The organism is Ruegeria sp. CDSA193, assembly GCF_059611885.1.
The window spans coordinates 1-17,826 of the sequence record NZ_JBXWPN010000012.1 but is presented as its reverse complement, the minus strand read 5'-3'; the positions used below and the strand labels follow the sequence as shown (position 1 = coordinate 17,826).

The following is a 17,826-nucleotide window of genomic DNA, read 5'->3' as shown; positions in this document are numbered from 1 at the left end:
ATTGCAACAGATGGCGCGGTGATCCCGCGCCATTTTGTGTTTGGGAGAGCAGGATGACGATAAGGCGAATTTCCTCGGGCGGCCAATATGAGGCCAAAGTCGGCTATTGCCGGGCAGTGGTTGCAAACGGTTTTGTCTTTGTTGCCGGGACCTGCGCACAAGGCGAAATCATTCCCAAAGATATCGTCGGACAGTGCAAATCCGCGCTGCAGGTGATTGAAAAGGCCTTGGATGAGGCTGGATCAAATTTGGCGCATGTGGTTCGGGTAAACTACTACCTTCCGGACATGTCAGAATTTGAACTGTGCTGGCCCTTGCTGGTTGAGGCATTTGGTGAAAACCCGCCGGCGGCGACAGTGACCGAATGCAACCTGATCACGTCAGAGGACCGCATCGAGATTGAAGTGACCGCAGTTTTGCCGGATTGATGCGCAACGTTACCCTAGCACTGGACCTTGGCGGACCTTTGGTCCATATCTGCAGAGACAAAAATGCCGGAGGCAGCCGATGGGAATCCTGAACAGTCTTTTGCGCGCCGTGACCTGGTGGAACGGGGCCACCCTGAACACCCAGATTTACACTTCGCGCAAAGGCGTGAAAGTCGGTGAAGATAATGAAGGCAATATGTTTTATCGTACCGCGGATGACAGCAGGCGTTGGGTGATCTTCAACGGCGAGGCCGAGGCCAGCAGGGTTGATCCCGATTGGCACGGTTGGTTGCACCGCACCTGGGACGAACCTCCAACCGACAAACCTCTGGCACATAAATCCTGGGAAAAACCGCATCAGGAAAACTTGACAGGAACCGCGCTTGCTTATGCACCGGCGGGGTCTTTGCGCCGCCCGGATCCGGTCGAGCGTTCGGATTATGAGGCCTGGAACCCGGAATAAGACGAGGCGAGCAATGTCATCTTACAAAGTTTCAGAAGTTTTGGTCGGAGGCGCCGTCCTGGCCGGGGCAATAGCGTTTGGCGTCTATGCGAGCCAGTCGACAGGCCTGTCCCAGGGCGGTTCTGGTTATGAGCTTAACGCCTCTTTCCGCTCGCTCGAAGGCGTCGGCGTCGGAACGGACGTGCGGCTTGCCGGGGTCAAAATCGGCACCGTGACAGGGGTGACCCTGAACCCGGAAACCTACCGGGCGGACACGACTTTTGCGATTTCTGATGGAATTCTGGTCCCCGATGACAGTGCTATCGTGATCTCATCCGAAGGGTTGCTGGGTGGTAACTTTGTAGAAGTCATGCCAGGCGGATCGCTCTTTAACTTTGAGCCGGGCGATCAGGTCGAGGATACACAGGGCGCAGTCAGCCTGATTTCGCTTTTGGTTAAGTTCGTCGCCGGAGATGGCGGCGAATGAAGCGATATGCTCTGATCGCGGCAATACTGGCAGCCTCTGGGGTAGCGGCACAGCAAAAGGTTCAATCCGGACCGGGTGCAATGCTCAGAGGGCTGGATAAGGTCAATGGCCAGACCGTTGATGTCGAACTGCAAAACGGCCAATCCAAGACAGTCTTTGGGCTGGATGTCGCACTGGGTGATTGCCGCTATCCTGCAGATAACCCAACAGGGGACGCGTTTGCCTACCTGACCATTTGGGAACAAGGCGGAACGGATCAGCTGTTTGATGGGTGGATGATTGCCACCTCGCCAGCCCTGAATGCGCTTGATCATTCGCGCTATGACGTCTGGGTGATCCGCTGTATCACGCCATCCGGCGATTGATCGAGATCAGCAGAGAAATCTGCCGCAACAGTCACTGCCTCTTCCAGCGCGTTCCGATACTGTGCCCGTGGCACCTCAATCGCGCCGAGCGAGGCGAGATGCGCGGTTAAAAACTGTGTATCGAACAGTTTGAACCCGCAGGACCGCAACCGGTCGACCAAATAAGCCAGTGCAATTTTTGAGGCATCCTTGCGTCGGGAAAACATGCTTTCGCCAAAGAAGGCAGCGCCAAGAGTAACGCCATAAACGCCCCCAACCAAATTCGGGCCGTCCCAGATTTCCAGCGAATGGGCGTGACCGGATTGGTTCAGCTTTTGGTAAAGGGTGCGAAGTTCCTGATTGATCCAGGTATCCGTGCGATCAGCGCAGCCATCAACAACGCCGGCAAAATCCCTGTTGATTGACACCGTGTACCCACAGTTCCGAATCCTGCGGGCCAAGCTGCGTGAGATGTGAAATCCGTCCAGAGGGAAGATGCCGCGAAACTTAGGATCAACCCAGAACAGGTCCGGATCATCGCGATGTTCAGCCATCGGGAAGATACCGATGGAATATCCATGGAGCAGTAATTCCGGGGAAAGGCTCATGCCAGGCGCCTCAGGGTCGGAAAGCGGTAACCTTCCGACCCAGCAGAGTTAGTCGGCCATATTCTCCGCAAGCCAGTGCTCCAGCCAGTGGATGTTATAATCACCGCTTTGGACGTCACTTTCTTGCAGAAGCGCGTGGAACAAGGGAACCGTCGTGTCGATTCCGTCCACGATCAACTCACCCAATGCGCGTTCGAGACGGGCCAGTGCTTCGGGCCGGTCGCGGCCCTGCACGATCAGTTTGGCGATCAGTGAGTCGTAGTAGGGCGGGATCGTGTACCCGTCATACAACGCTGAATCCATCCGCACACCCAGACCGCCCGGCGCATGGTAGGCCGAGATTTTTCCGGGGCAGGGCGAGAAGTTTGGCAATTTCTCGGCGTTGATCCGAACCTCGATGGCGTGACCATTGATTTTCAGATCATCCTGACCGAATGACATTGGCTGACCAGCCGCAACGCGGATTTGTTCGCGCACCAGATCTACGCCAAAGATGCCCTCAGTGACCGGGTGCTCGACCTGTAGGCGGGTGTTCATCTCGATGAAATAGAAGTCGCCATTTTCGTACAGAAATTCGATCGTACCTGCACCGATATAGTTGATCTTGGCAACCGCATCGGCACAGACCTTACCGATCCTTGCGCGTTCTTCGGGGGTGATGCAGGGGCCGGGTGCCTCTTCGAATACCTTTTGGTGGCGGCGCTGCAGGGAACAGTCGCGCTCGCCCAGATGAACCGCTTGGCCCTTGCCATCGCCAAAGACCTGAATCTCGATGTGGCGCGGTGTGGTCAGGTATTTCTCTATATAGACCTCGTCATTACCAAATGCGGCTTTGCCTTCGGCGCGCGCGGTCATAAAGGCGCTTTCCATCTCATCCGCACTCATCGCGACTTTCATGCCGCGTCCGCCGCCACCGGCGGTGGCCTTGATGATGACAGGATAGCCGAATTCTTCACCGATCCGCTTGGCTGCGGCCAGATCCGGCACGCCACCATCTGAACCAGGCACACAGGGAACGCCCAAGGCCTTCATCGTGTCCTTGGCGGTGATCTTGTCCCCCATCACGCGGATATGTTCAGCGGTGGGGCCAATGAAGGTGATGTCGTGATCTTCGACGATCTGCACAAACTCGGCATTTTCAGACAAAAAGCCGTAGCCCGGGTGGATCGCCTGAGCGCCAGTGATCTCGCAGGCTGAGATGATCGCAGGCACCGACAGATAGCTTTGAGGGCTGGGCGGGGGGCCGATACAGACCGATTCGTCCGCCATGCGTACATGCATCGCGTCACTGTCTGCGGTTGAATGGACGGCGACTGTCTTAATCCCCATCTCGCGGGCGGCGCGGATGACGCGCAGGGCGATCTCGCCTCGGTTGGCAATCAGGATCTTGTCGAACATGGGGCCGCCTTACTCAACAATGACCAGAGGAGTGCCGAATTCCACAGCATCGCCATCACCCACCAAAATACGCTTGATAGTGCCGGATTTAGGCGCGTGGATGTGGTTCATGGTTTTCATCGCTTCGACGATCAGCAGCGTGTCGCCTTCGGAAACACTGGCACCGACGGAGATGAAGGACGGCGCACCCGGCTCGGGCTGCATGTACACGGTGCCGACCATGGGCGAAGTCACAGCGCCCGGATGGCTGGCTGGATCGTCACTTGCTGTGGGTGCTTCAGCTGCTGCTGGTGCGGCTGCCGGGGCTGCGGCTGGCGCGGCCGCCGGGACCGCAACCTGGACCGGAGCGGCGACGGGTGACATGCGGCTAACGCGTACGTTCAAGCTGTCATCTTCGCCATAATCACGCTTTACCTGCAACTCGGTCAGGTCGTTTTCCCGCAGCAGTTCGGCCAGTGCCTTGATAAACGCCACATCCGCTTCGTGTTTGGTATCTGTCATGAGTGTCCTCGACGGTTCCCCTTTGGCCCGTCTGTTTCGCGCGGGCTTTGGTCTGATTACGCAGCGTTATAAGCTAAGCGTACGGCCATGAAAAGCACAGTCTCGGCCTGTCAGATGGGGGTTTTGCTGAAGATTACCAGTGGTAAACAGCGTTACAGCGGCATTCCGGAGAGTTTCGCAACCAGTTCAGGCAGTTTACGTGCCCCGAATTTTTCAAGCAGCCGCGCACGGTAGGCTTCGATTGTACGATAGCTCAGGTTTAGTTCCGCACCGATTTCCTTGGCCGACAAGCCCTTGCAGGACAGAATGGCAACCTCGCGCTCACGGCTGGTTAGCTCGACCAAAGGGCGTTCCTCGGAAATATCCGAAAAACTCCAGATGCCATGGCGGAATGGATCTTCAGGCGTTAGCGAACGTCCACGCGCGCGGCACCAGAATAAGTCGCTATCGCGGCGACGCATGACCCTCTCATCCGTATAATATCCGGTGTCGCGCATGATTTGCAGGCTCCGTGCGCCGATACGTTCCCAATCTGCGACAGAAGGGTAGAGGTGTAGCAGGGGCATGTTGCGGTAATCGGCCTCTTCACCGCCGAAAGTGCGTGCGAACTGCAGATTGCACCGGCGGATCACGCGGTTCTCCAACTCGACCAATCCGATCGGCGCATATTCAAAGGCTGGGTCGCTCATATGTCCATGGTGCAGGTGTTTTTCCGAAAATAGAAGGGGAAGGCCTGTGATTTTCGAAATATGCAAATGGGTTACACCGTGGTCCGGGTGTTTGGAGCTGCGGGATGCGTTTGTGAAGAAAGTAAATTGCTCAAGAAAACTAATTGCTAAAGACTTATATTTAAATAATAGTTTTGAAAATGCTTCTGAGGTTGACCAAAGGAGGCAGCGGAAAAAGAGGAAATTTTGCGGGACACGTTAACAGGCAGCCGTATTCGCGAAAGGCGGCAGATCGCAGGATTGCGTCAGGCCCAGCTTGCACGGCAGGTTGGAATCTCGGCATCCTATCTGAACCTGATCGAGCATAACCGCCGCAGGATCGGAGGAAAGCTGCTGGTGGATATCGCTGCGGCCCTGACCGTTGAGCCTTCGGTGCTAACCCAGGGGATCGAGGCGACGCTGATTTCTGCGCTGCGCGAGGCTGCGGCAGATGCAGTTGGCCAGAAAGCCGAAGTGGACGGGCTTGAGGAATTCGCAAGTAGGTTTCCAGGGTGGGCGGGCGTTTTGGCGCAAATGCACAGCCGAGTGGTGTCGTTAGAGCGAACGATTGAAACCCTGTCGGATCGTTTGACCCACGATCCGCATCTGGCAGCATCCATGCACGAGGTCCTTTCGACAGCCGCCGCGATTCGTTCCACCGCTGCCATTCTTGCGGAAACGAAAGAGATTGAACCCGAGTGGCAAGACCGATTCCACCGGAACCTGCACCAGGATGCCGAACGCCTGGCCGATAGCTCCAAATCGCTGGTGGCCTATCTGGATGATTCCGAGGGGGCCGAGGATCGTCGCGGGGTCCCTCTAGAAGATGTCGAAGCATTTTTTGACAGGCATGATCACCATTTCCCGGAAATCGAAACCGGAGGGGGAAGCGCAGATGTTAATCTGAATGAGATTGATTCCTCTGCTGCGCGAAAAGTGGCGCGGGATATTCTGGACGTCTACGAATCCGACGCTCGGCTTTTGCCTCTGGATGCGCTCAAAGGGGCTTTGGATCGGGGAGTTACAGATCCTTTGCTTTTGGCAACAGAGTATTCAGTCGACATTGCCACCGTACTGAGGCGGCTGGCCGCCTTGCCCAAAGGGTATTTGTCGCGCCCGACCGGGCTGGTGATTTGTGATGCCTCGGGCAGCATTTTGTTCAGCAAATCGGTGCCCGGTTTTGCCATGCCCAGGTTCGGCGAGGCGTGTCCTCTGTGGCCGCTGTTTCAGGCGCTGAACCGGCCGCTGGTTCCGATCCGAAAACGGATCGTCCAGTTGGGGCGAACGGCTGCGGAATTCGATTGTTATGCCTATGCCTGGCCGCAATCCATTTCCGGCTATGACGATGCGCCGGTTTATCGTTCGGTCATGCTGGTTCGATCCGTCGAAGAAAGCCCTCAGGGCAGTCAGGCGGTTGCCCATGTTGGCCCAAGTTGCCGGGTCTGCCCCAATAAGGACTGTGAATCGCGCCGAGAGCCTTCGATTTTGAGCGAAGGTTTTTGACAGTTTCGTGACACTGCGCATAAGCTGTTTCGGACAGGTTGACAGTGGTGCAGCCCGTCTCGGGGAGGAATGAAATATATGAGCCGAAAGGTTCTGTTGATCGAGGATGAGCCGAACATTGCTGAAGCCATTCGGTTTTTGCTGACCCGCGAGGGATGGCAGGTTGAAACGCATGCTGAAGGGACGGATGCGCTGCTGGTGATTCTGGGTGCGAAGCCCGATCTTGTGATTCTGGATGTGATGCTGCCGGGCAAAAGCGGGATGGAGATTTTGCGCGACTTGCGCGAACTCGAAGAGCTGCGAAATCTTCCGGTTCTGATGCTAACGGCTCGTGGCCAATCGAAAGATCGTGAGATGGCCGAGAATGCAGGGGTCAGCCGGTTCATGACAAAGCCGTTTTCCAATGCAGAAGTTCTGACCGCCGTCCGCGATTTGCATGCGCAGGCCTCGCGGTCATGAGCATGCAGGACGACCGCCAACCATCTGGTGCGCGGCCGTCGCTGTTTCTTGAGCGTCAAAGTTACCGCCGACGCAGGCTAACCGACGCCGCCCGTTTATTGCCCATATTGGGGGCCGCGCTGATTGCGATTCCGTTGCTGTGGCCGCGTGGGGGCGATGCAGCGGACGGAGTGCCGCTGTCTTCTGCGATTCTCTATATCTTCACATGCTGGGCGGTTTTGATCGTTGCCAGCGTCCTCTTTGGGTTCGCCGCAAGACGCATATCAACCGGCGATGATTCCGAGCCAGGTCAAGACTGATGGCAACGCTGAACGTGCTGATCCTGGTTTGTTTGGGCTATGTGGTGCTGTTGTTCAGCGTCGCATTCGCCGCCGACAGAATGGCCGCGGCGGGCAGGGGGGCGTGGCTGCGATCTCCGTTGATCTACACGCTGTCGCTGTCGATCTATTGTACCGCCTGGACCTTTTATGGCGCGGTAGGGAACGCCGCCCGGTCGGGGCTGGAGTTCGTAACGATCTATCTGGGCCCCACGCTGGTCATGATCTGTTGGTGGTGGGGATTGCGCAAGCTGGTTCGGGTTGGCCGCAGCCAGAGGGTGACCTCAATCGCTGACCTGATTTCGTCTCGCTATGGCAAGTCGAACACTCTGGCGATTTGCGTCACAATTCTGGCCGTGTTGGGCGGGACACCCTATATTGCGCTGCAACTTCAATCCATTACGCTGTCATTCTCAATCTTTGCCGAGGCCGACCCAAGCGGTCTTTACCGCGAAGGGTCCAGTGTGTTCTGGGTTGCGGCGGGGCTGGCGGTGTTCGCCATTCTGTTCGGTACCCGCAATCTGGATGCCAACGAACGCCATCATGGCGTTGTCACGGCCATCGCATTGGAATCTGTCGTTAAACTTTTTGCGCTGCTGGCCGTGGGCATTTTCGTTGTCTGGGGTATAGCCGGAGGAGTCAGTCCGATGATGGACCGCATCGATGCCTCTGAGATCGGGCAGTGGAATGTGAATGCCGGACGCTGGACCACGTTTATTTTTCTATCGGCTGCGGCCTTTGTGTGTCTACCGAGGATGTTTCAGGTGATGGTGGTGGAGAACGCCGATGAAGGGCATCTGAGGACAGCCGCATGGGCCTTCCCCCTGTATCTGCTGTTGATGAGTCTCTTTGTCGTGCCAATCGCGGTCGTAGGATTGGACCTTTTGCCCGAAGGATCGAATCCGGATCTGTTCGTGCTGACGGTGCCCCTGTCGCAGGGCAATGAATGGCTGGCGATGCTGTCCTTTATTGGCGGCTTTTCATCCGCCACATCGATGGTGATTGTCACGGCAATGGCCCTATCGACCATGGTGTCAAATCACGTCGTGATGCCGATCTGGTTTAGCCGGCAGGAGGGCGCTGGCGCCGTATCCGGTGATGTCCGCAATGTGGTTTTGCTGTCCCGGCGGATTTCAATCGCCGTGATCATGGTGCTTGGGTTTTCGTATTACCGCATCTCCGGCGGCGGGGCTGCGCTGGCGTCGATCGGTCTGGTGGCCTTTGCCGGGATTTCCCAGATTTTGCCCTCGCTGGTTGGGGGGCTGTTCTGGCGCGGGGCGACGCGAACAGGCGCTTTGGTCGGGCTGACGGTCGGGTTCTTGTTGTGGATCTACACGCTGTTGTTGCCCGGCATGGGCAGCGCGATTATGTCGGATAGTGTCCTGCAGAACGGACCGTTCGGATGGGGCTGGTTGCGCCCGCAGGCCTTGTTCGGGATCGACGGAATGGACCCGATGGTGCACGCGGTGTTATGGTCGCTTTCTCTGAACACATTGGCATTTTGCGCGGCCTCTTTGCTGAGTTTTCCAAGCCCGCTCGAACGTTTGCAAGGGGCGCAATTCGTCAACGTATTCGACCATTCGGTCGCGCTGCGCGGTTGGACCGGATCGGTAGCGCAAAGCGAAGACCTGATGATCATGACCCAGCGCATTTTGGGCGCGGGTCCGGCGCAAGAGTTCTTCCAGGCGCAGGCGGAACAGCAGGGTGGGCGTTCCAGCCTGCCCGAACCTACGCCTGGGTTTTTGGAGCGGTTGGAACGTGAACTCAGCGGCTCGGTCGGAGCGGCGACAGCGCATGCGATGATCGGGCAGATTGTTGGTGGTTCCTCCGTTTCGGTCGAGGATTTGCTCGCTGTGGCCGACGAATCCGCGCAGATGTTGGAATACTCCAGCCAACTGGAAGCGAAATCCGCCGAACTCAGCCGCACGGCGCGTCAGTTGCGTGAGGCAAACACCAAACTGACCCAGATTTCCGAACAGAAGGACGGGTTCCTTAGCCAGGTCAGCCACGAATTGCGAACCCCCATGACCTCGATCCGGGCATTTTCCGAGATCATGCGGGATACAGAAGGCCTGACCGGCGAAGAGAGAACGCGTTACGCTGCCATCATCCATGACGAGGCGCTTCGGTTGACACGGCTGCTGGATGACTTGCTGGACCTGAGCGTTCTGGAAAGTGGACGAGTCAATTTGAACAAGAGCGGTGACACCCTGCGGTCGGTCTTGGATCGTGCCGTGTCCAGCGCCTTGGCTGGAAACAGCCAAAGACTGACCGTTCGGCGGTCTAAAACCTCCGAACGCGTTCTTCTGCATACGGATTTGGACCGTCTGGGGCAGGTGTTTATCAACCTGATTTCGAACGCTCAGAAATATTGTGATGCCAAAGAACCGGTTCTGACGATTTCCGCGCATGATGTCGGCGGACAGGTCGTCATTGATTTTGCTGATAACGGCACTGGCATTCCTCCAGATGCCCGGCAGATGGTTTTTGAGAAATTTGCCCGCGTCGGAGGCGACAAGGCAGGTGGTGCGGGGCTGGGATTAGCGATCTGCCGTGAGATTATGCAAAGACTGGGGGGCGATATCAGCTACTTGCCCGGCCATGGTGGGGCTGCGTTCCGGGTCAGGCTGCCACAGGCCTACCGACAGGCTGCGCAGTGACGGCTGTATAAACAGGTTGGTAACTATCGCCGGGTTAGACCTGAAAGAGAATGCAGGAACAATCAGCGGTTTTAGGCATGACGCAATCTGTCAGCGCGGCTCTGGCGCGCAAGCTTTCGATCAGTCAGGAGGAAAAGGGTGACAAGCCTCGCTCGATCCTACGTGCGCTGCGTCTGGCTTTTGCCCGCGCGGCAGAGGATCGTTTGCAGATGCCGTTGTCGGTTATCGGCGCCAAACAATCCTGTCGGCCACCAGGTGGGCTGATACAGTCTTTGGATGAGGATTGGATATTGCTGCTCTTTTCAGGCTCTGACAACAGCTTGGCTGCGATCTGCATGGATATAGGGTTAGTGTCGGCTGTCGTGCAGGCTCAGACAATAGGCGAGGTGATGCCCGAAGCGCCTTCTGCGCGGGGGTTCACCGATACGGACGCGGCCATGGTGTCCCCTTGGATCGAAGAGGGGCTGTCCCGCGCGGCATCACTTGTCGAAACGGCGAGTGACCGCATGTGCCTGATCGGTTTTGAATATGCTTCGCGCCTTGCAGATCTGCGAACTTTGACCCTAGCGATGGTGGAAGAGGAATACCGAGTTTTTGAACTGACGGTCGAACTTGGCGGTGGGCTGAGACAAGGTCAGCTTTCAGTACTGTTGCCCATCCGACCGGCTGAAACGGCCGAGACGGAGGTGATTCATGATGAGCCAGAGGGCAGGCTTGATCAGGCATCGGGCGTGTTGAGGGCAGATTTGAATACGGTGGTCTGCCGGATGCCCTTGTCTCTGGCGACGCTTACAGAACTGGCGGTGGGGGATGTGTTGCCATTGATCGGGGCGCGGCTGGATCGTACCGAGATTGTGGCGATCGACCGCAGCCGGGCCGCGATCGGACGACTCGGCCAATGCGGAGGGCTGCGTGCGGTGCGCCTGAACGAAACCTACAAAACTCAGACATTTTCCCAGCCCGAAGCAAATGAGTTCCTTGAGGCGAGTTCAGCCAGTATACACGAAGAGGGGCCAACCGAACACGGGCAGGAAATAATGCCATTTTCCCCCGGCGCGCTGGGCCAAGAGGGGACAGAATTGAACCTCGAGAATTCGGAACACATGGTTGCCGAGATATCTCAACTGGCTGGTTTATCCGGGGATGAAAGCGCGCTGAAAGGCAGTTAGCAGACGCTCAAGTCACTGATCTGCGTATTTCTTCCAAGGTTGGACGCAGGTTGTCCAACGCATAGCCTGCCTTGGTCGTCGCCTGAAGGATGTCTTCGGTGCTCATGCTTTCGCACTGCCCCAATGCCCAGATCACAGAACAACGCGTGCCCGATGCACAATATGCGAGTACCGGACCGGCACAGGATTCTGCCAGGTCACGTTGCAAGGAGACGTTTTCGGGCGTCATGGTCTGATGCGTCAGCTCTAGCACTTCGTATTCCAACCCGGCAGCACGCACGGCCTGTCCGATAGCATCTGACTGGAGATCCTTAGGAACTTCGCTGTTCGGCCGGTTGCAGATCACTTTGACAAAGCCTGCCTCGACAATAGTGGGAACATCCTCGACCGAAATTTGCGGCGAGACGGCATAGCGGGGGGTTATCGGTCGAATCTCCATGGCTACTGCTTAGGTCGCGTTTACGGTTCTGTCCAGTTTTGCACCTACGGCAGGAGCGGCATACATCCCTGCGAGCATGGAAACCAGAAACACAACGCCTCCGGTTCCGCCATACGTAAGAGACGCGATGGCTGGACCGGGACACAGTCCCGCTAATCCCCATCCCATGCCAAACATGACCGATCCGATGATAAGGCGGCGATCCAGTTCATGCTGAACCATCGTCGGGAATTTCCCACCCGACAGCGGTTTGCGATCTGGAACCAGCCTCCATGCGATCATCATGGGCACAATGGCTCCCCCCATCACAAATGCGAGTGTCGGATCCCAGTTGCCGAAAATATCCAGCCACCCCTGAACCTTGGTTGTGTCAGTCATGCCGGAAATCAACAGGCCTCCTCCGAACAAGGAGCCCGAAAGAAGCGATATCAGATTGCGCATCAGATCAACCCCCAGACATGGCGAAACAAGGCCAGCGTCACTGCCCCGGCCGCAATGTAAAGGATCGTTGCCACGATCCCGCGCACCGAAAACCGGGAAATGCCGCACACCCCATGTCCAGAGGTGCACCCGTTGGCAATTCGTGTCCCGATACCGACAAGCAGCCCAGCCCCGATCACAACCGTCAAATTCGAGGTCAGGTTTGTCTGCGGCCCCGGCGACAAAAACAGGCTTAGCATCAACGGCGTCCCAATCATCCCAGCGAGGAAATACAGCCGCTCGGCCGAGCGGTCAGAGCGATCGACAAGCCCTCCCAGGATACCGCTCGCCCCCATTACACGACCGTTTCCTAGCAGGTAAACTGCTGCGCCAAGACCAATCAACAGGCCGCCTACCAGTCCCCATATCCATTCTGAATACACTGATTTGTTCCCCCAAGAAGTTCGGCTCTAGCCGTCTAAAGTTTGTTCACTGGTAGTTTCAGGAACACGTCGCCATTCTCATCCTCAGGCGGCATCTGACCCGCCCGCATATTGACTTGTAAAGAGGGCAGGATCAGCCGCGGCATGGCCAAAGTGGCATCGCGGGCGTCGCGCATTTCAACGAATTCCTCGATAGATCGACCTTGCCCGATATGCACGTTCAAGGCTTTTTGCTCTTCAACAGTTGTTTCCCACGCAAACTCGTCCCGCCCAGGAGCTTTGTAGTCATGCCCGACAAAGATGCGTGTCGCATCCGGCAGTGAAAGGATCCTCTGGATCGAGTTGTACAAATCTCCGGACGATCCGCCGGGAAAGTCGCATCGCGCGGTGCCAAAATCCGGCATGAACAGCGTGTCTCCGACAAATGCCGCGTCGCCGATGACATAGGTCATGCAGGCGGGCGTATGCCCGGGGGTGTGCAAGACGTCCCCTCTCATTTGGCCGACATGAAATCCGTCGCCGTCGCGGAACAAGGCGTCGAACTGGCTACCATCGCGCTGAAACTCGGTACCCTCGTTGAAAATTTTCCCGAAAGTTTCCTGGATGGCGACGATTTGATCACCGATGCCAATCTTGCCTCCGAGTTTCTGCTGCAAATAGGGGGCTGCTGAAAGGTGGTCGGCATGGACATGGCTTTCCAGAATCCATTCGGTTCGCAACGAATTGGATTGGACATATCCGATGATCTCATCCGCAGATCGCGTTTTGGTCCGGCCGGATGCGTGATCGAAATCTAGAACACTATCTATGATCGCGCAGGCATCGCCTTCAGGATCCTGAACCAGATAAGACACCGTGAATGTCTCGGCGTCAAAAAATGCTTTCACTTTGGGCGTCATGGTTTCCTCCGCCGGTTAGGTCTTAGTCATATATTAATAACGGAATGTGAGGCAATCAACATTTGGTGATTTGATGCCGGTCAAGGCAGAAGCGGCAAAGTTGGGCTAAAATTCTGGCATCCTGCGAAAGCGCGCCGATGTTAGGGGGCGGTCGGGCGAATTTTCGCGCGATAGAATAACCGAGTGATGTAAGTCTTAAAACCGTTACTAAACTATAGGTAACTGATGACATTTGGGAGGATGGATATGCCGAGAATCGATTTGTATTCCGAAGCCGAACAACTTGAGAAAAAACTGAAGGGCGCCAGTGTTGATACCCGCCTTGCCCTTCAGCCCAGTGTCACAAAGGTCATCGAGAAGATGCGTCTGCAGGGTGTTGAGGTTCCTGCGCGCCTGCGTCGCCTGGATGCGGCGCTGTGCGAGGACGTTATGGAAGCGCGTTTCGACAATCTGCCGGTTTGATGGCCGCAGTCAACCGAACGAGATTCCAAGTATAACCAGCATAAGACCTATCACCGACAAAAAGAGCGCGCCCATGTTCCAGGGCAGCACCCGTTGAACAACGGCGCGCAGTTCATCATCAGACAGGCCGGATTTGCGCGCTTTCATTACGTGCAGAATGCACCAAACCAGCCCAGCCAGACCGATAAGTGACAGGGCGGCACCGCCCCAGGTGATGAATTCGAACATCGTTTTCCATTTTTCAGCGTCTGACCTGAGCGCTTAACTGATCGCGCTGGCCCGCACAAGCGAGACTGGTTTTTTGCATGCTTGCGGCTTGGCTCGCACCGATGTATCCCGCTTGTTGCCCACCTTTTCAGCATGACAAACCAGCCTCTGGGAGAGACTTAGATGGAAGAGAATACCGAAGATCAGGCCGCCGCGAATTACCGTGTAACCGCGGGTGAGTTGCGCCAGTTCATCGAACGGATCGAGCGTCTGGATGCGGAAAAGAAAGATTTGGCGGAGCAACAAAAAGAAGTGATGGCCGAGGCAAAAGCGCGGGGCTACGACACCAAGGTCATGCGGAAAGTGATCGCATTGCGCAAACGTGACAAAGACGACATCGCCGAGGAAGAGGCGGTGTTGGAAATGTACAAAGAAGCGTTGGGAATGTAACGGCTGCTTTCCCGCTATAGACTCAAGGTCTTAGAACCTGCACTCCGGGCATGGACTCAAGTCGGTCCATGTCCTGCGCATATAATTCTGCAAACGCGTCGACGATTTCCATGCTCCAATCTGGCAGATCAAGCTCTTCTGTTGTGAGCTCGGTTTTGGCGTGTTCCTCCAAAACCGTGGCAAGGTCATCACGCAAATGTTCGTCCTGTTCCAGGCTTTGATCAATCAATGCCAGACCTTTGGATTTGCCTGAATCGTCTAGAAGTGACAGCAGTAAATCAAACTCATCAACCAGCGTGTTGTCCGAGGGAAGGGCCGCGATTGCACGGATTATATCTCCCCAGATCAGAGGTGCGTCCTCGTTACTCCAGAGTGTGATTTTGACATTGGGCGCAAGATCTCTGATGTCCTCGACCATGCTGATCCAGCTGAGGCAGCTGATATCGGTACTTCGCATTTTGTCGAGGCGACTCTGTTCAGGTAGCGACATCAAAGCTTTGGGAATAAATCTGCCAGGGCTTAAAAAACCCATACAAAGCTCAATTTCGTGGTCAGGAAAGGACTTTTCAAGCAACTCCATTCGGCGTCCCGCATTTGGGTATAGCTGCCCGTCGTCCAGTGCATTTCCAACATCGCCTGCAAAGCTGGCGCATGAGTAAATCAAACGATCGACCTTCGGAGCCGATCGCAACCCAGCCCGAAGCATTTCCTTTGCGGCACCGATTTCATCCTGGTTTTCAATGGCAGCAAAGGCGGGTTCGAAAATTTGCCGATAACGGCGCGGGCCAAATACGGATGCACCATTTTGATGCAACGCGCCGGTGTTGCGTTGAAGGGACCGCAATACGAGACCTTCATCGGTGAACGCAGCACCTGCGTGGATTGCAACCTGCATATTCGGTTTTTACCCTCGCGTTCGTGCACATTATCTGTTGGGTTACAGGCTGTACTCCGCACAGTCAAACCAGGCGGAGTAAATTCTCTGGGCCAGACCCAGTGCCATGAATACAGAAAATCGTTAAGCGGCGGCAAAATTCTGTCTTGAAGTCCGTAACAAGAGGCATTAATCGACACCAAGTGCCCCTATAGCTCAGCTGGTAGAGCAACTGATTTGTAATCAGTAGGTCCGCGGTTCGAGTCCGTGTGGGGGCACCATTTCACTCTAAGATTCTTTCTATTTCTTGATTTTCCAAAAGTCAGAATGATTGGGACAGCGCAGGCGAATTGCGTAACGAAGAGTTTTTCCGAGGACTTTTTCTGATGACCTGCGTAAATGGGGTGGTGGTCAAAGGCGGCGATTGAATTTCCGCAAGTTGCATCGGCGAAACGCATTGTGTTCATAGCCTTATGGCCTTACTGGTGCTTTCAGCCTAAAAACTGGCCCAACGCGCTGTGCGGGCGTGATGGAATGGTAGACATATCAGACTTAAAATCTGAAGGGCGTATGCCCGTGTGGGTTCGAGTCCCACCGCCCGCACCACCTCTGATGCCCTGATTGATTTTCAAGTCTCGATGCAGCGGAACCTCTCCCGATTTGCTTTGGTTCGGGTTCGGCGGGAATTGAATACCGGGATTGGTCCAGCGCAAAAATCGGTGTCCTGCATTAAATGTCCAATATCTATCCAGTCTAAGGTGAGGGCCTGTCAGGCTACACCTTCCAGTTCCTGCATGTTAGCATCCCGTAAATTTCTTCAGGAGACACCATATGCCGTTGACCGTAAAACAAATGATGGAAGCTGCGAACTCCACCGTCGAGCGAATCCAGAGAGCCAAAGCGGTCGAGATCCTGGAGCGAGGTGGCCTGCTTCTGGACATCCGCGATGCAGCGGAATTGCAGCAGACAGGGCGTGCTTCGGGGTCACATCATATCCCGCGCGGTATGTTGGAATTTCGGGCCGATGACACTCTGCAATCACATGATCCAGAGCTTCGCAAAGATCGCCCAATTGTCTTGTATTGTGCCTCGGGTGGCCGCGCTGCCCTTGCGGGAAAACTGTTGCAGGACATGGGGTATGAGCAGGTCTATAACCTGGGTGGCTTGGTCGATTGGGTGAATGGCGGGGGCGAAGTCGCCTAGCCAATAGGAAACGCCAGAACCCGAGCTGTGATCGTTCGAAAGGTCAGGTCAGGCGTTGAGGAACGTCCTGACGGCGGCCTCGAACTCACGCGGTTTTTCCGCATGCAACCAATGTCCTGCACCAGGTATTTTTGCAAAACGTGCCGAAGGGAACATTCCGCGGATCACTGAGCGATGTTCAGGCAGCACATAGTCGGACTCCCCCCCGGACAAAAACAGTGTTTGACCACCCCAGGATGCGTCTATTTCAGGAAAGCCCATGATCTTGGGCATTTCAGAGGCCAAAGTATCCAGGTTCAAAAGCCAACGCTGTCCGTTGATGTCGAGTGACTGCGTGAAAAAGCTCTGAAGGGCTTTTTCGACTCCGTTGTCGGCCAGTTGTTGTTCAGCGTCCGAGCGACGCTCGACCCGGGAAAGGTCCACCGCGCGCATCGCTTCAATAAACTGAATCTGACTGTGGCTATAGGCCACCGGGGCGATGTCTGCCACCACCAGTTTGCGCAGCTTTGCGCTGTGCAGCAGGGCTAAAGTCATGGATGCCTTGCCGCCCATCGAATGTCCGACGACATCTGCCTGTCCGCCGAACTGGTCGATAACTTCGGCCAGATCATTCGCCAGATCGGAATACCCATGGTCATGCGTCCACATGCTGTTTGCGTGGTTGCGCATATCAACCGCCACAACTTGCCGCTCGTCAGATAGCCGGCGGGCGATGACCCCCCAATTCCGGGCCGAGCCATATAGGCCATGGGCGATCAGCAAAGGGGGCTTGTCGGTAGGTTCACCATGTATGATCGTGTTCAGCATATAGCCGTGATACCCGCCGCAATCTGAAACGGCCAGCCCCATTGTGGCTCCTATTCCACATGGGTAAACTGTCAGCTCAGGAGGCCGCAGCATGCCGCAAGACACAGATATACAAACCCAAATTGCGCAGACCATACAGCTGTTGCGTGACAAGTTGGGTGTGCGCGACAAAACGCTGACCGCCTCGGTCAAAAAGGCCAAAAGGCAACTGCCGCGCCGGATATACAAACAGGCAATGGTCCTGGCACAAGCAGAGCAGATGGCGGCCCATCCAAAACTGCGACTTGTGCTGGACAATCCGAAACTGATCCAGGCCTCGGAAGAGGTGCAAAAACATCTGGGGGGTATCAATTTGGCGGATCGGCGGATGGGGTGGTTTCTGGGAATGCTGGGCGGGCTGACTTTTAACCTGTTGGCCTTTTCTGCTTTGTTGCTGATCTTCATGATGTGGCAGGGGCTTATCTGACCACAAAAAAAACGGCGCCGGATTGGCGCCGTTTTGTTTCTTGGATGACTGAATTCTTACAAGTTTGGATAGATTGGGAATCTGGCGCATAGGTTTGCGACTTCGGTTTTGACTTTGGCCTCGACCTCACCGT

At 55.8% G+C, this 17,826-nt stretch carries 24 protein-coding genes and 2 tRNA genes; 15 read left to right on the top strand and 11 right to left on the bottom strand.

Annotation, left to right across the window (positions count from 1 at the left end; translation table 11 throughout):
- Window positions 1–53: 53 nt before the first annotated feature.
- The 4 genes from AC2FLG_RS19120 to AC2FLG_RS19105 all read left to right on the top strand — a co-directional run bounded on the left by AC2FLG_RS19120 (window position 54) and on the right by AC2FLG_RS19105 (window position 1,722).
- Complete coding sequence (locus AC2FLG_RS19120) at window positions 54–428, top strand: Rid family hydrolase (protein WP_496707562.1); 375 nt, start codon at window positions 54–56, stop codon at window positions 426–428.
- Between the two features lie 79 nt (window positions 429–507).
- Window positions 508–891: an NADH:ubiquinone oxidoreductase subunit NDUFA12 gene (locus AC2FLG_RS19115; protein WP_496692846.1), complete on the top strand. Its 384-nt coding sequence runs from the start codon at window positions 508–510 to the stop codon at window positions 889–891.
- Window positions 892–904: 13 nt separating this feature from the next.
- Window positions 905–1,357: an outer membrane lipid asymmetry maintenance protein MlaD gene (mlaD, locus tag AC2FLG_RS19110; RefSeq protein WP_142638125.1), complete on the top strand. Its 453-nt coding sequence runs from the start codon at window positions 905–907 to the stop codon at window positions 1,355–1,357.
- Window positions 1,354–1,722: a DUF2155 domain-containing protein gene (locus AC2FLG_RS19105; protein ID WP_142638127.1), complete on the top strand. Its 369-nt coding sequence runs from the start codon at window positions 1,354–1,356 to the stop codon at window positions 1,720–1,722. The genes mlaD and AC2FLG_RS19105 overlap by 4 nt, the downstream gene beginning before the upstream one ends.
- Here AC2FLG_RS19105 and aat read toward each other — a convergent pair.
- The 4 genes from aat to AC2FLG_RS19085 form a co-directional block, all read right to left on the bottom strand.
- On the bottom strand, window positions 1,677–2,309 hold the full coding sequence (aat, locus tag AC2FLG_RS19100) for a leucyl/phenylalanyl-tRNA--protein transferase (RefSeq protein ID WP_282022112.1): 633 nt from the start codon (window positions 2,307–2,309) through the stop codon (window positions 1,677–1,679). The genes AC2FLG_RS19105 and aat overlap by 46 nt on opposite strands.
- Before the next feature lie 48 nt (window positions 2,310–2,357).
- Window positions 2,358–3,707 (bottom strand): acetyl-CoA carboxylase biotin carboxylase subunit, encoded by a 1,350-nt coding sequence (gene accC, locus AC2FLG_RS19095; protein WP_271950374.1) that lies wholly within the window; start codon window positions 3,705–3,707, stop codon window positions 2,358–2,360.
- 9 nt (window positions 3,708–3,716) lie between these two features.
- On the bottom strand, window positions 3,717–4,208 hold the full coding sequence (gene accB, locus AC2FLG_RS19090; RefSeq protein ID WP_142638133.1) for an acetyl-CoA carboxylase biotin carboxyl carrier protein: 492 nt from the start codon (window positions 4,206–4,208) through the stop codon (window positions 3,717–3,719).
- 152 nt (window positions 4,209–4,360) lie between these two features.
- Window positions 4,361–4,897: a helix-turn-helix domain-containing protein gene (locus tag AC2FLG_RS19085; protein ID WP_142638135.1), complete on the bottom strand. Its 537-nt coding sequence runs from the start codon at window positions 4,895–4,897 to the stop codon at window positions 4,361–4,363.
- Window positions 4,898–5,119: 222 nt separating this feature from the next.
- Between AC2FLG_RS19085 and AC2FLG_RS19080 the strand changes: the two genes are divergently transcribed.
- The 5 genes from AC2FLG_RS19080 (at window position 5,120) to AC2FLG_RS19060 (ending at window position 11,023) form a co-directional block, all read left to right on the top strand.
- Complete coding sequence (locus AC2FLG_RS19080; RefSeq protein WP_496707635.1) at window positions 5,120–6,418, top strand: helix-turn-helix domain-containing protein; 1,299 nt, start codon at window positions 5,120–5,122, stop codon at window positions 6,416–6,418.
- Window positions 6,419–6,496: 78 nt separating this feature from the next.
- On the top strand, window positions 6,497–6,877 hold the full coding sequence (locus tag AC2FLG_RS19075) for a response regulator transcription factor (protein WP_496703392.1): 381 nt from the start codon (window positions 6,497–6,499) through the stop codon (window positions 6,875–6,877).
- Window positions 6,874–7,176 (top strand): hypothetical protein, encoded by a 303-nt coding sequence (locus AC2FLG_RS19070; protein ID WP_281973229.1) that lies wholly within the window; start codon window positions 6,874–6,876, stop codon window positions 7,174–7,176. Before AC2FLG_RS19075 ends, AC2FLG_RS19070 begins: the two co-directional genes overlap by 4 nt.
- Entirely contained in the window at window positions 7,176–9,854 is a 2,679-nt protein-coding gene (locus AC2FLG_RS19065) for an ATP-binding protein (RefSeq protein WP_496707559.1), read from the top strand. Before AC2FLG_RS19070 ends, AC2FLG_RS19065 begins: the two co-directional genes overlap by 1 nt.
- A 50-nt stretch (window positions 9,855–9,904) precedes the next feature.
- Window positions 9,905–11,023 (top strand): FliM/FliN family flagellar motor C-terminal domain-containing protein, encoded by a 1,119-nt coding sequence (locus tag AC2FLG_RS19060; RefSeq protein ID WP_496707557.1) that lies wholly within the window; start codon window positions 9,905–9,907, stop codon window positions 11,021–11,023.
- 7 nt (window positions 11,024–11,030) lie between these two features.
- On the opposite strand, the gene AC2FLG_RS19055 is transcribed toward AC2FLG_RS19060, so the two are convergent.
- Genes AC2FLG_RS19055 through AC2FLG_RS19040 form a run of 4 tightly spaced genes read right to left on the bottom strand, consistent with a single transcriptional unit; the run spans window position 11,031 to window position 13,224 of the window.
- Entirely contained in the window at window positions 11,031–11,462 is a 432-nt protein-coding gene (locus tag AC2FLG_RS19055; RefSeq protein WP_281973226.1) for a protein tyrosine phosphatase family protein, read from the bottom strand.
- A 9-nt stretch (window positions 11,463–11,471) separates the two neighbouring features.
- A complete protein-coding gene (locus tag AC2FLG_RS19050) occupies window positions 11,472–11,903 on the bottom strand; it encodes a DUF6691 family protein (protein ID WP_496707555.1) in 432 nt (143 codons plus the stop codon).
- Complete coding sequence (locus tag AC2FLG_RS19045) at window positions 11,903–12,325, bottom strand: YeeE/YedE family protein (RefSeq protein WP_142638151.1); 423 nt, start codon at window positions 12,323–12,325, stop codon at window positions 11,903–11,905. Before AC2FLG_RS19045 ends, AC2FLG_RS19050 begins: the two co-directional genes overlap by 1 nt.
- Window positions 12,326–12,360: 35 nt before the next feature.
- Window positions 12,361–13,224: an MBL fold metallo-hydrolase gene (locus AC2FLG_RS19040; RefSeq protein ID WP_496707553.1), complete on the bottom strand. Its 864-nt coding sequence runs from the start codon at window positions 13,222–13,224 to the stop codon at window positions 12,361–12,363.
- Window positions 13,225–13,470: 246 nt separating this feature from the next.
- On the opposite strand from AC2FLG_RS19040, the gene AC2FLG_RS19035 reads away from it, so the two are divergent.
- A complete protein-coding gene (locus tag AC2FLG_RS19035; protein ID WP_142638155.1) occupies window positions 13,471–13,686 on the top strand; it encodes a hypothetical protein in 216 nt (71 codons plus the stop codon).
- A 9-nt stretch (window positions 13,687–13,695) separates the two neighbouring features.
- Here AC2FLG_RS19035 and AC2FLG_RS19030 read toward each other — a convergent pair whose 3' ends face one another.
- The gene (locus AC2FLG_RS19030; RefSeq protein WP_142638212.1) at window positions 13,696–13,914 is read right to left on the bottom strand and encodes a carboxymuconolactone decarboxylase family protein; all 219 of its coding nucleotides are present in this window, start codon (window positions 13,912–13,914) and stop codon (window positions 13,696–13,698) included.
- A gap of 162 nt (window positions 13,915–14,076) precedes the next feature.
- On the opposite strand from AC2FLG_RS19030, the gene AC2FLG_RS19025 reads away from it, so the two are divergent.
- Window positions 14,077–14,343, top strand: coding sequence for a DUF2312 domain-containing protein (locus tag AC2FLG_RS19025; protein ID WP_142638157.1), 267 nt, complete (start codon window positions 14,077–14,079; stop codon window positions 14,341–14,343).
- 22 nt (window positions 14,344–14,365) lie between these two features.
- Here AC2FLG_RS19025 and AC2FLG_RS19020 read toward each other — a convergent pair whose 3' ends face one another.
- Window positions 14,366–14,923 (bottom strand): hypothetical protein, encoded by a 558-nt coding sequence (locus AC2FLG_RS19020; protein ID WP_496707551.1) that lies wholly within the window; start codon window positions 14,921–14,923, stop codon window positions 14,366–14,368.
- A 499-nt stretch (window positions 14,924–15,422) separates the two neighbouring features.
- Between AC2FLG_RS19020 and AC2FLG_RS19015 the strand changes: the two genes are divergently transcribed.
- The 3 genes from AC2FLG_RS19015 (at window position 15,423) to AC2FLG_RS19005 (ending at window position 16,420) form a co-directional block, all read left to right on the top strand.
- Window positions 15,423–15,498, top strand: a tRNA-Thr gene (locus AC2FLG_RS19015).
- Between the two features lie 239 nt (window positions 15,499–15,737).
- Window positions 15,738–15,823 (top strand) — tRNA-Leu (locus tag AC2FLG_RS19010).
- A 225-nt stretch (window positions 15,824–16,048) separates the two neighbouring features.
- Window positions 16,049–16,420, top strand: coding sequence for a rhodanese-like domain-containing protein (locus AC2FLG_RS19005; protein ID WP_142638196.1), 372 nt, complete (start codon window positions 16,049–16,051; stop codon window positions 16,418–16,420).
- Window positions 16,421–16,468: 48 nt separating this feature from the next.
- Here the strand turns inward: AC2FLG_RS19005 and AC2FLG_RS19000 are convergent, their stop codons facing one another.
- Complete coding sequence (locus AC2FLG_RS19000; RefSeq protein WP_399171133.1) at window positions 16,469–17,269, bottom strand: alpha/beta fold hydrolase; 801 nt, start codon at window positions 17,267–17,269, stop codon at window positions 16,469–16,471.
- 49 nt (window positions 17,270–17,318) lie between these two features.
- On the opposite strand from AC2FLG_RS19000, the gene AC2FLG_RS18995 reads away from it, so the two are divergent.
- A complete protein-coding gene (locus AC2FLG_RS18995; protein ID WP_281973222.1) occupies window positions 17,319–17,693 on the top strand; it encodes a hypothetical protein in 375 nt (124 codons plus the stop codon).
- Window positions 17,694–17,826: the final 133 nt, after the last annotated feature.

What these genes read in the sequence shown, in the direction of transcription:
- accC (WP_271950374.1), bottom strand. Translation starts at nt 3,707, where the DNA reads ATGTTCGACAAGATCCTGATTGCCAACCGAGGCGAGATCGCCCTGCGC.
- AC2FLG_RS19030 (WP_142638212.1), bottom strand. Translation starts at nt 13,914, where the DNA reads ATGTTCGAATTCATCACCTGGGGCGGTGCCGCCCTGTCACTTATCGGT.
- AC2FLG_RS19085 (WP_142638135.1), bottom strand. Translation starts at nt 4,897, where the DNA reads ATGAGCGACCCAGCCTTTGAATATGCGCCGATCGGATTGGTCGAGTTG.
- AC2FLG_RS19065 (WP_496707559.1), top strand. Translation starts at nt 7,176, where the DNA reads ATGGCAACGCTGAACGTGCTGATCCTGGTTTGTTTGGGCTATGTGGTG.
- AC2FLG_RS19075 (WP_496703392.1), top strand. Translation starts at nt 6,497, where the DNA reads ATGAGCCGAAAGGTTCTGTTGATCGAGGATGAGCCGAACATTGCTGAA.
- AC2FLG_RS19020 (WP_496707551.1), bottom strand. Translation starts at nt 14,923, where the DNA reads ATGGAGTTGCTTGAAAAGTCCTTTCCTGACCACGAAATTGAGCTTTGT.
- AC2FLG_RS19060 (WP_496707557.1), top strand. Translation starts at nt 9,905, where the DNA reads ATGCAGGAACAATCAGCGGTTTTAGGCATGACGCAATCTGTCAGCGCG.
- AC2FLG_RS19035 (WP_142638155.1), top strand. Translation starts at nt 13,471, where the DNA reads ATGCCGAGAATCGATTTGTATTCCGAAGCCGAACAACTTGAGAAAAAA.
- AC2FLG_RS19005 (WP_142638196.1), top strand. Translation starts at nt 16,049, where the DNA reads ATGCCGTTGACCGTAAAACAAATGATGGAAGCTGCGAACTCCACCGTC.
- AC2FLG_RS19115 (WP_496692846.1), top strand. Translation starts at nt 508, where the DNA reads ATGGGAATCCTGAACAGTCTTTTGCGCGCCGTGACCTGGTGGAACGGG.
- AC2FLG_RS19105 (WP_142638127.1), top strand. Translation starts at nt 1,354, where the DNA reads ATGAAGCGATATGCTCTGATCGCGGCAATACTGGCAGCCTCTGGGGTA.
- AC2FLG_RS19040 (WP_496707553.1), bottom strand. Translation starts at nt 13,224, where the DNA reads ATGACGCCCAAAGTGAAAGCATTTTTTGACGCCGAGACATTCACGGTG.
- AC2FLG_RS19120 (WP_496707562.1), top strand. Translation starts at nt 54, where the DNA reads ATGACGATAAGGCGAATTTCCTCGGGCGGCCAATATGAGGCCAAAGTC.
- AC2FLG_RS19025 (WP_142638157.1), top strand. Translation starts at nt 14,077, where the DNA reads ATGGAAGAGAATACCGAAGATCAGGCCGCCGCGAATTACCGTGTAACC.
- accB (WP_142638133.1), bottom strand. Translation starts at nt 4,208, where the DNA reads ATGACAGATACCAAACACGAAGCGGATGTGGCGTTTATCAAGGCACTG.
- AC2FLG_RS19055 (WP_281973226.1), bottom strand. Translation starts at nt 11,462, where the DNA reads ATGGAGATTCGACCGATAACCCCCCGCTATGCCGTCTCGCCGCAAATT.
- AC2FLG_RS19000 (WP_399171133.1), bottom strand. Translation starts at nt 17,269, where the DNA reads ATGGGGCTGGCCGTTTCAGATTGCGGCGGGTATCACGGCTATATGCTG.
- AC2FLG_RS18995 (WP_281973222.1), top strand. Translation starts at nt 17,319, where the DNA reads ATGCCGCAAGACACAGATATACAAACCCAAATTGCGCAGACCATACAG.
- AC2FLG_RS19050 (WP_496707555.1), bottom strand. Translation starts at nt 11,903, where the DNA reads ATGCGCAATCTGATATCGCTTCTTTCGGGCTCCTTGTTCGGAGGAGGC.
- mlaD (WP_142638125.1), top strand. Translation starts at nt 905, where the DNA reads ATGTCATCTTACAAAGTTTCAGAAGTTTTGGTCGGAGGCGCCGTCCTG.
- AC2FLG_RS19070 (WP_281973229.1), top strand. Translation starts at nt 6,874, where the DNA reads ATGAGCATGCAGGACGACCGCCAACCATCTGGTGCGCGGCCGTCGCTG.
- aat (WP_282022112.1), bottom strand. Translation starts at nt 2,309, where the DNA reads ATGAGCCTTTCCCCGGAATTACTGCTCCATGGATATTCCATCGGTATC.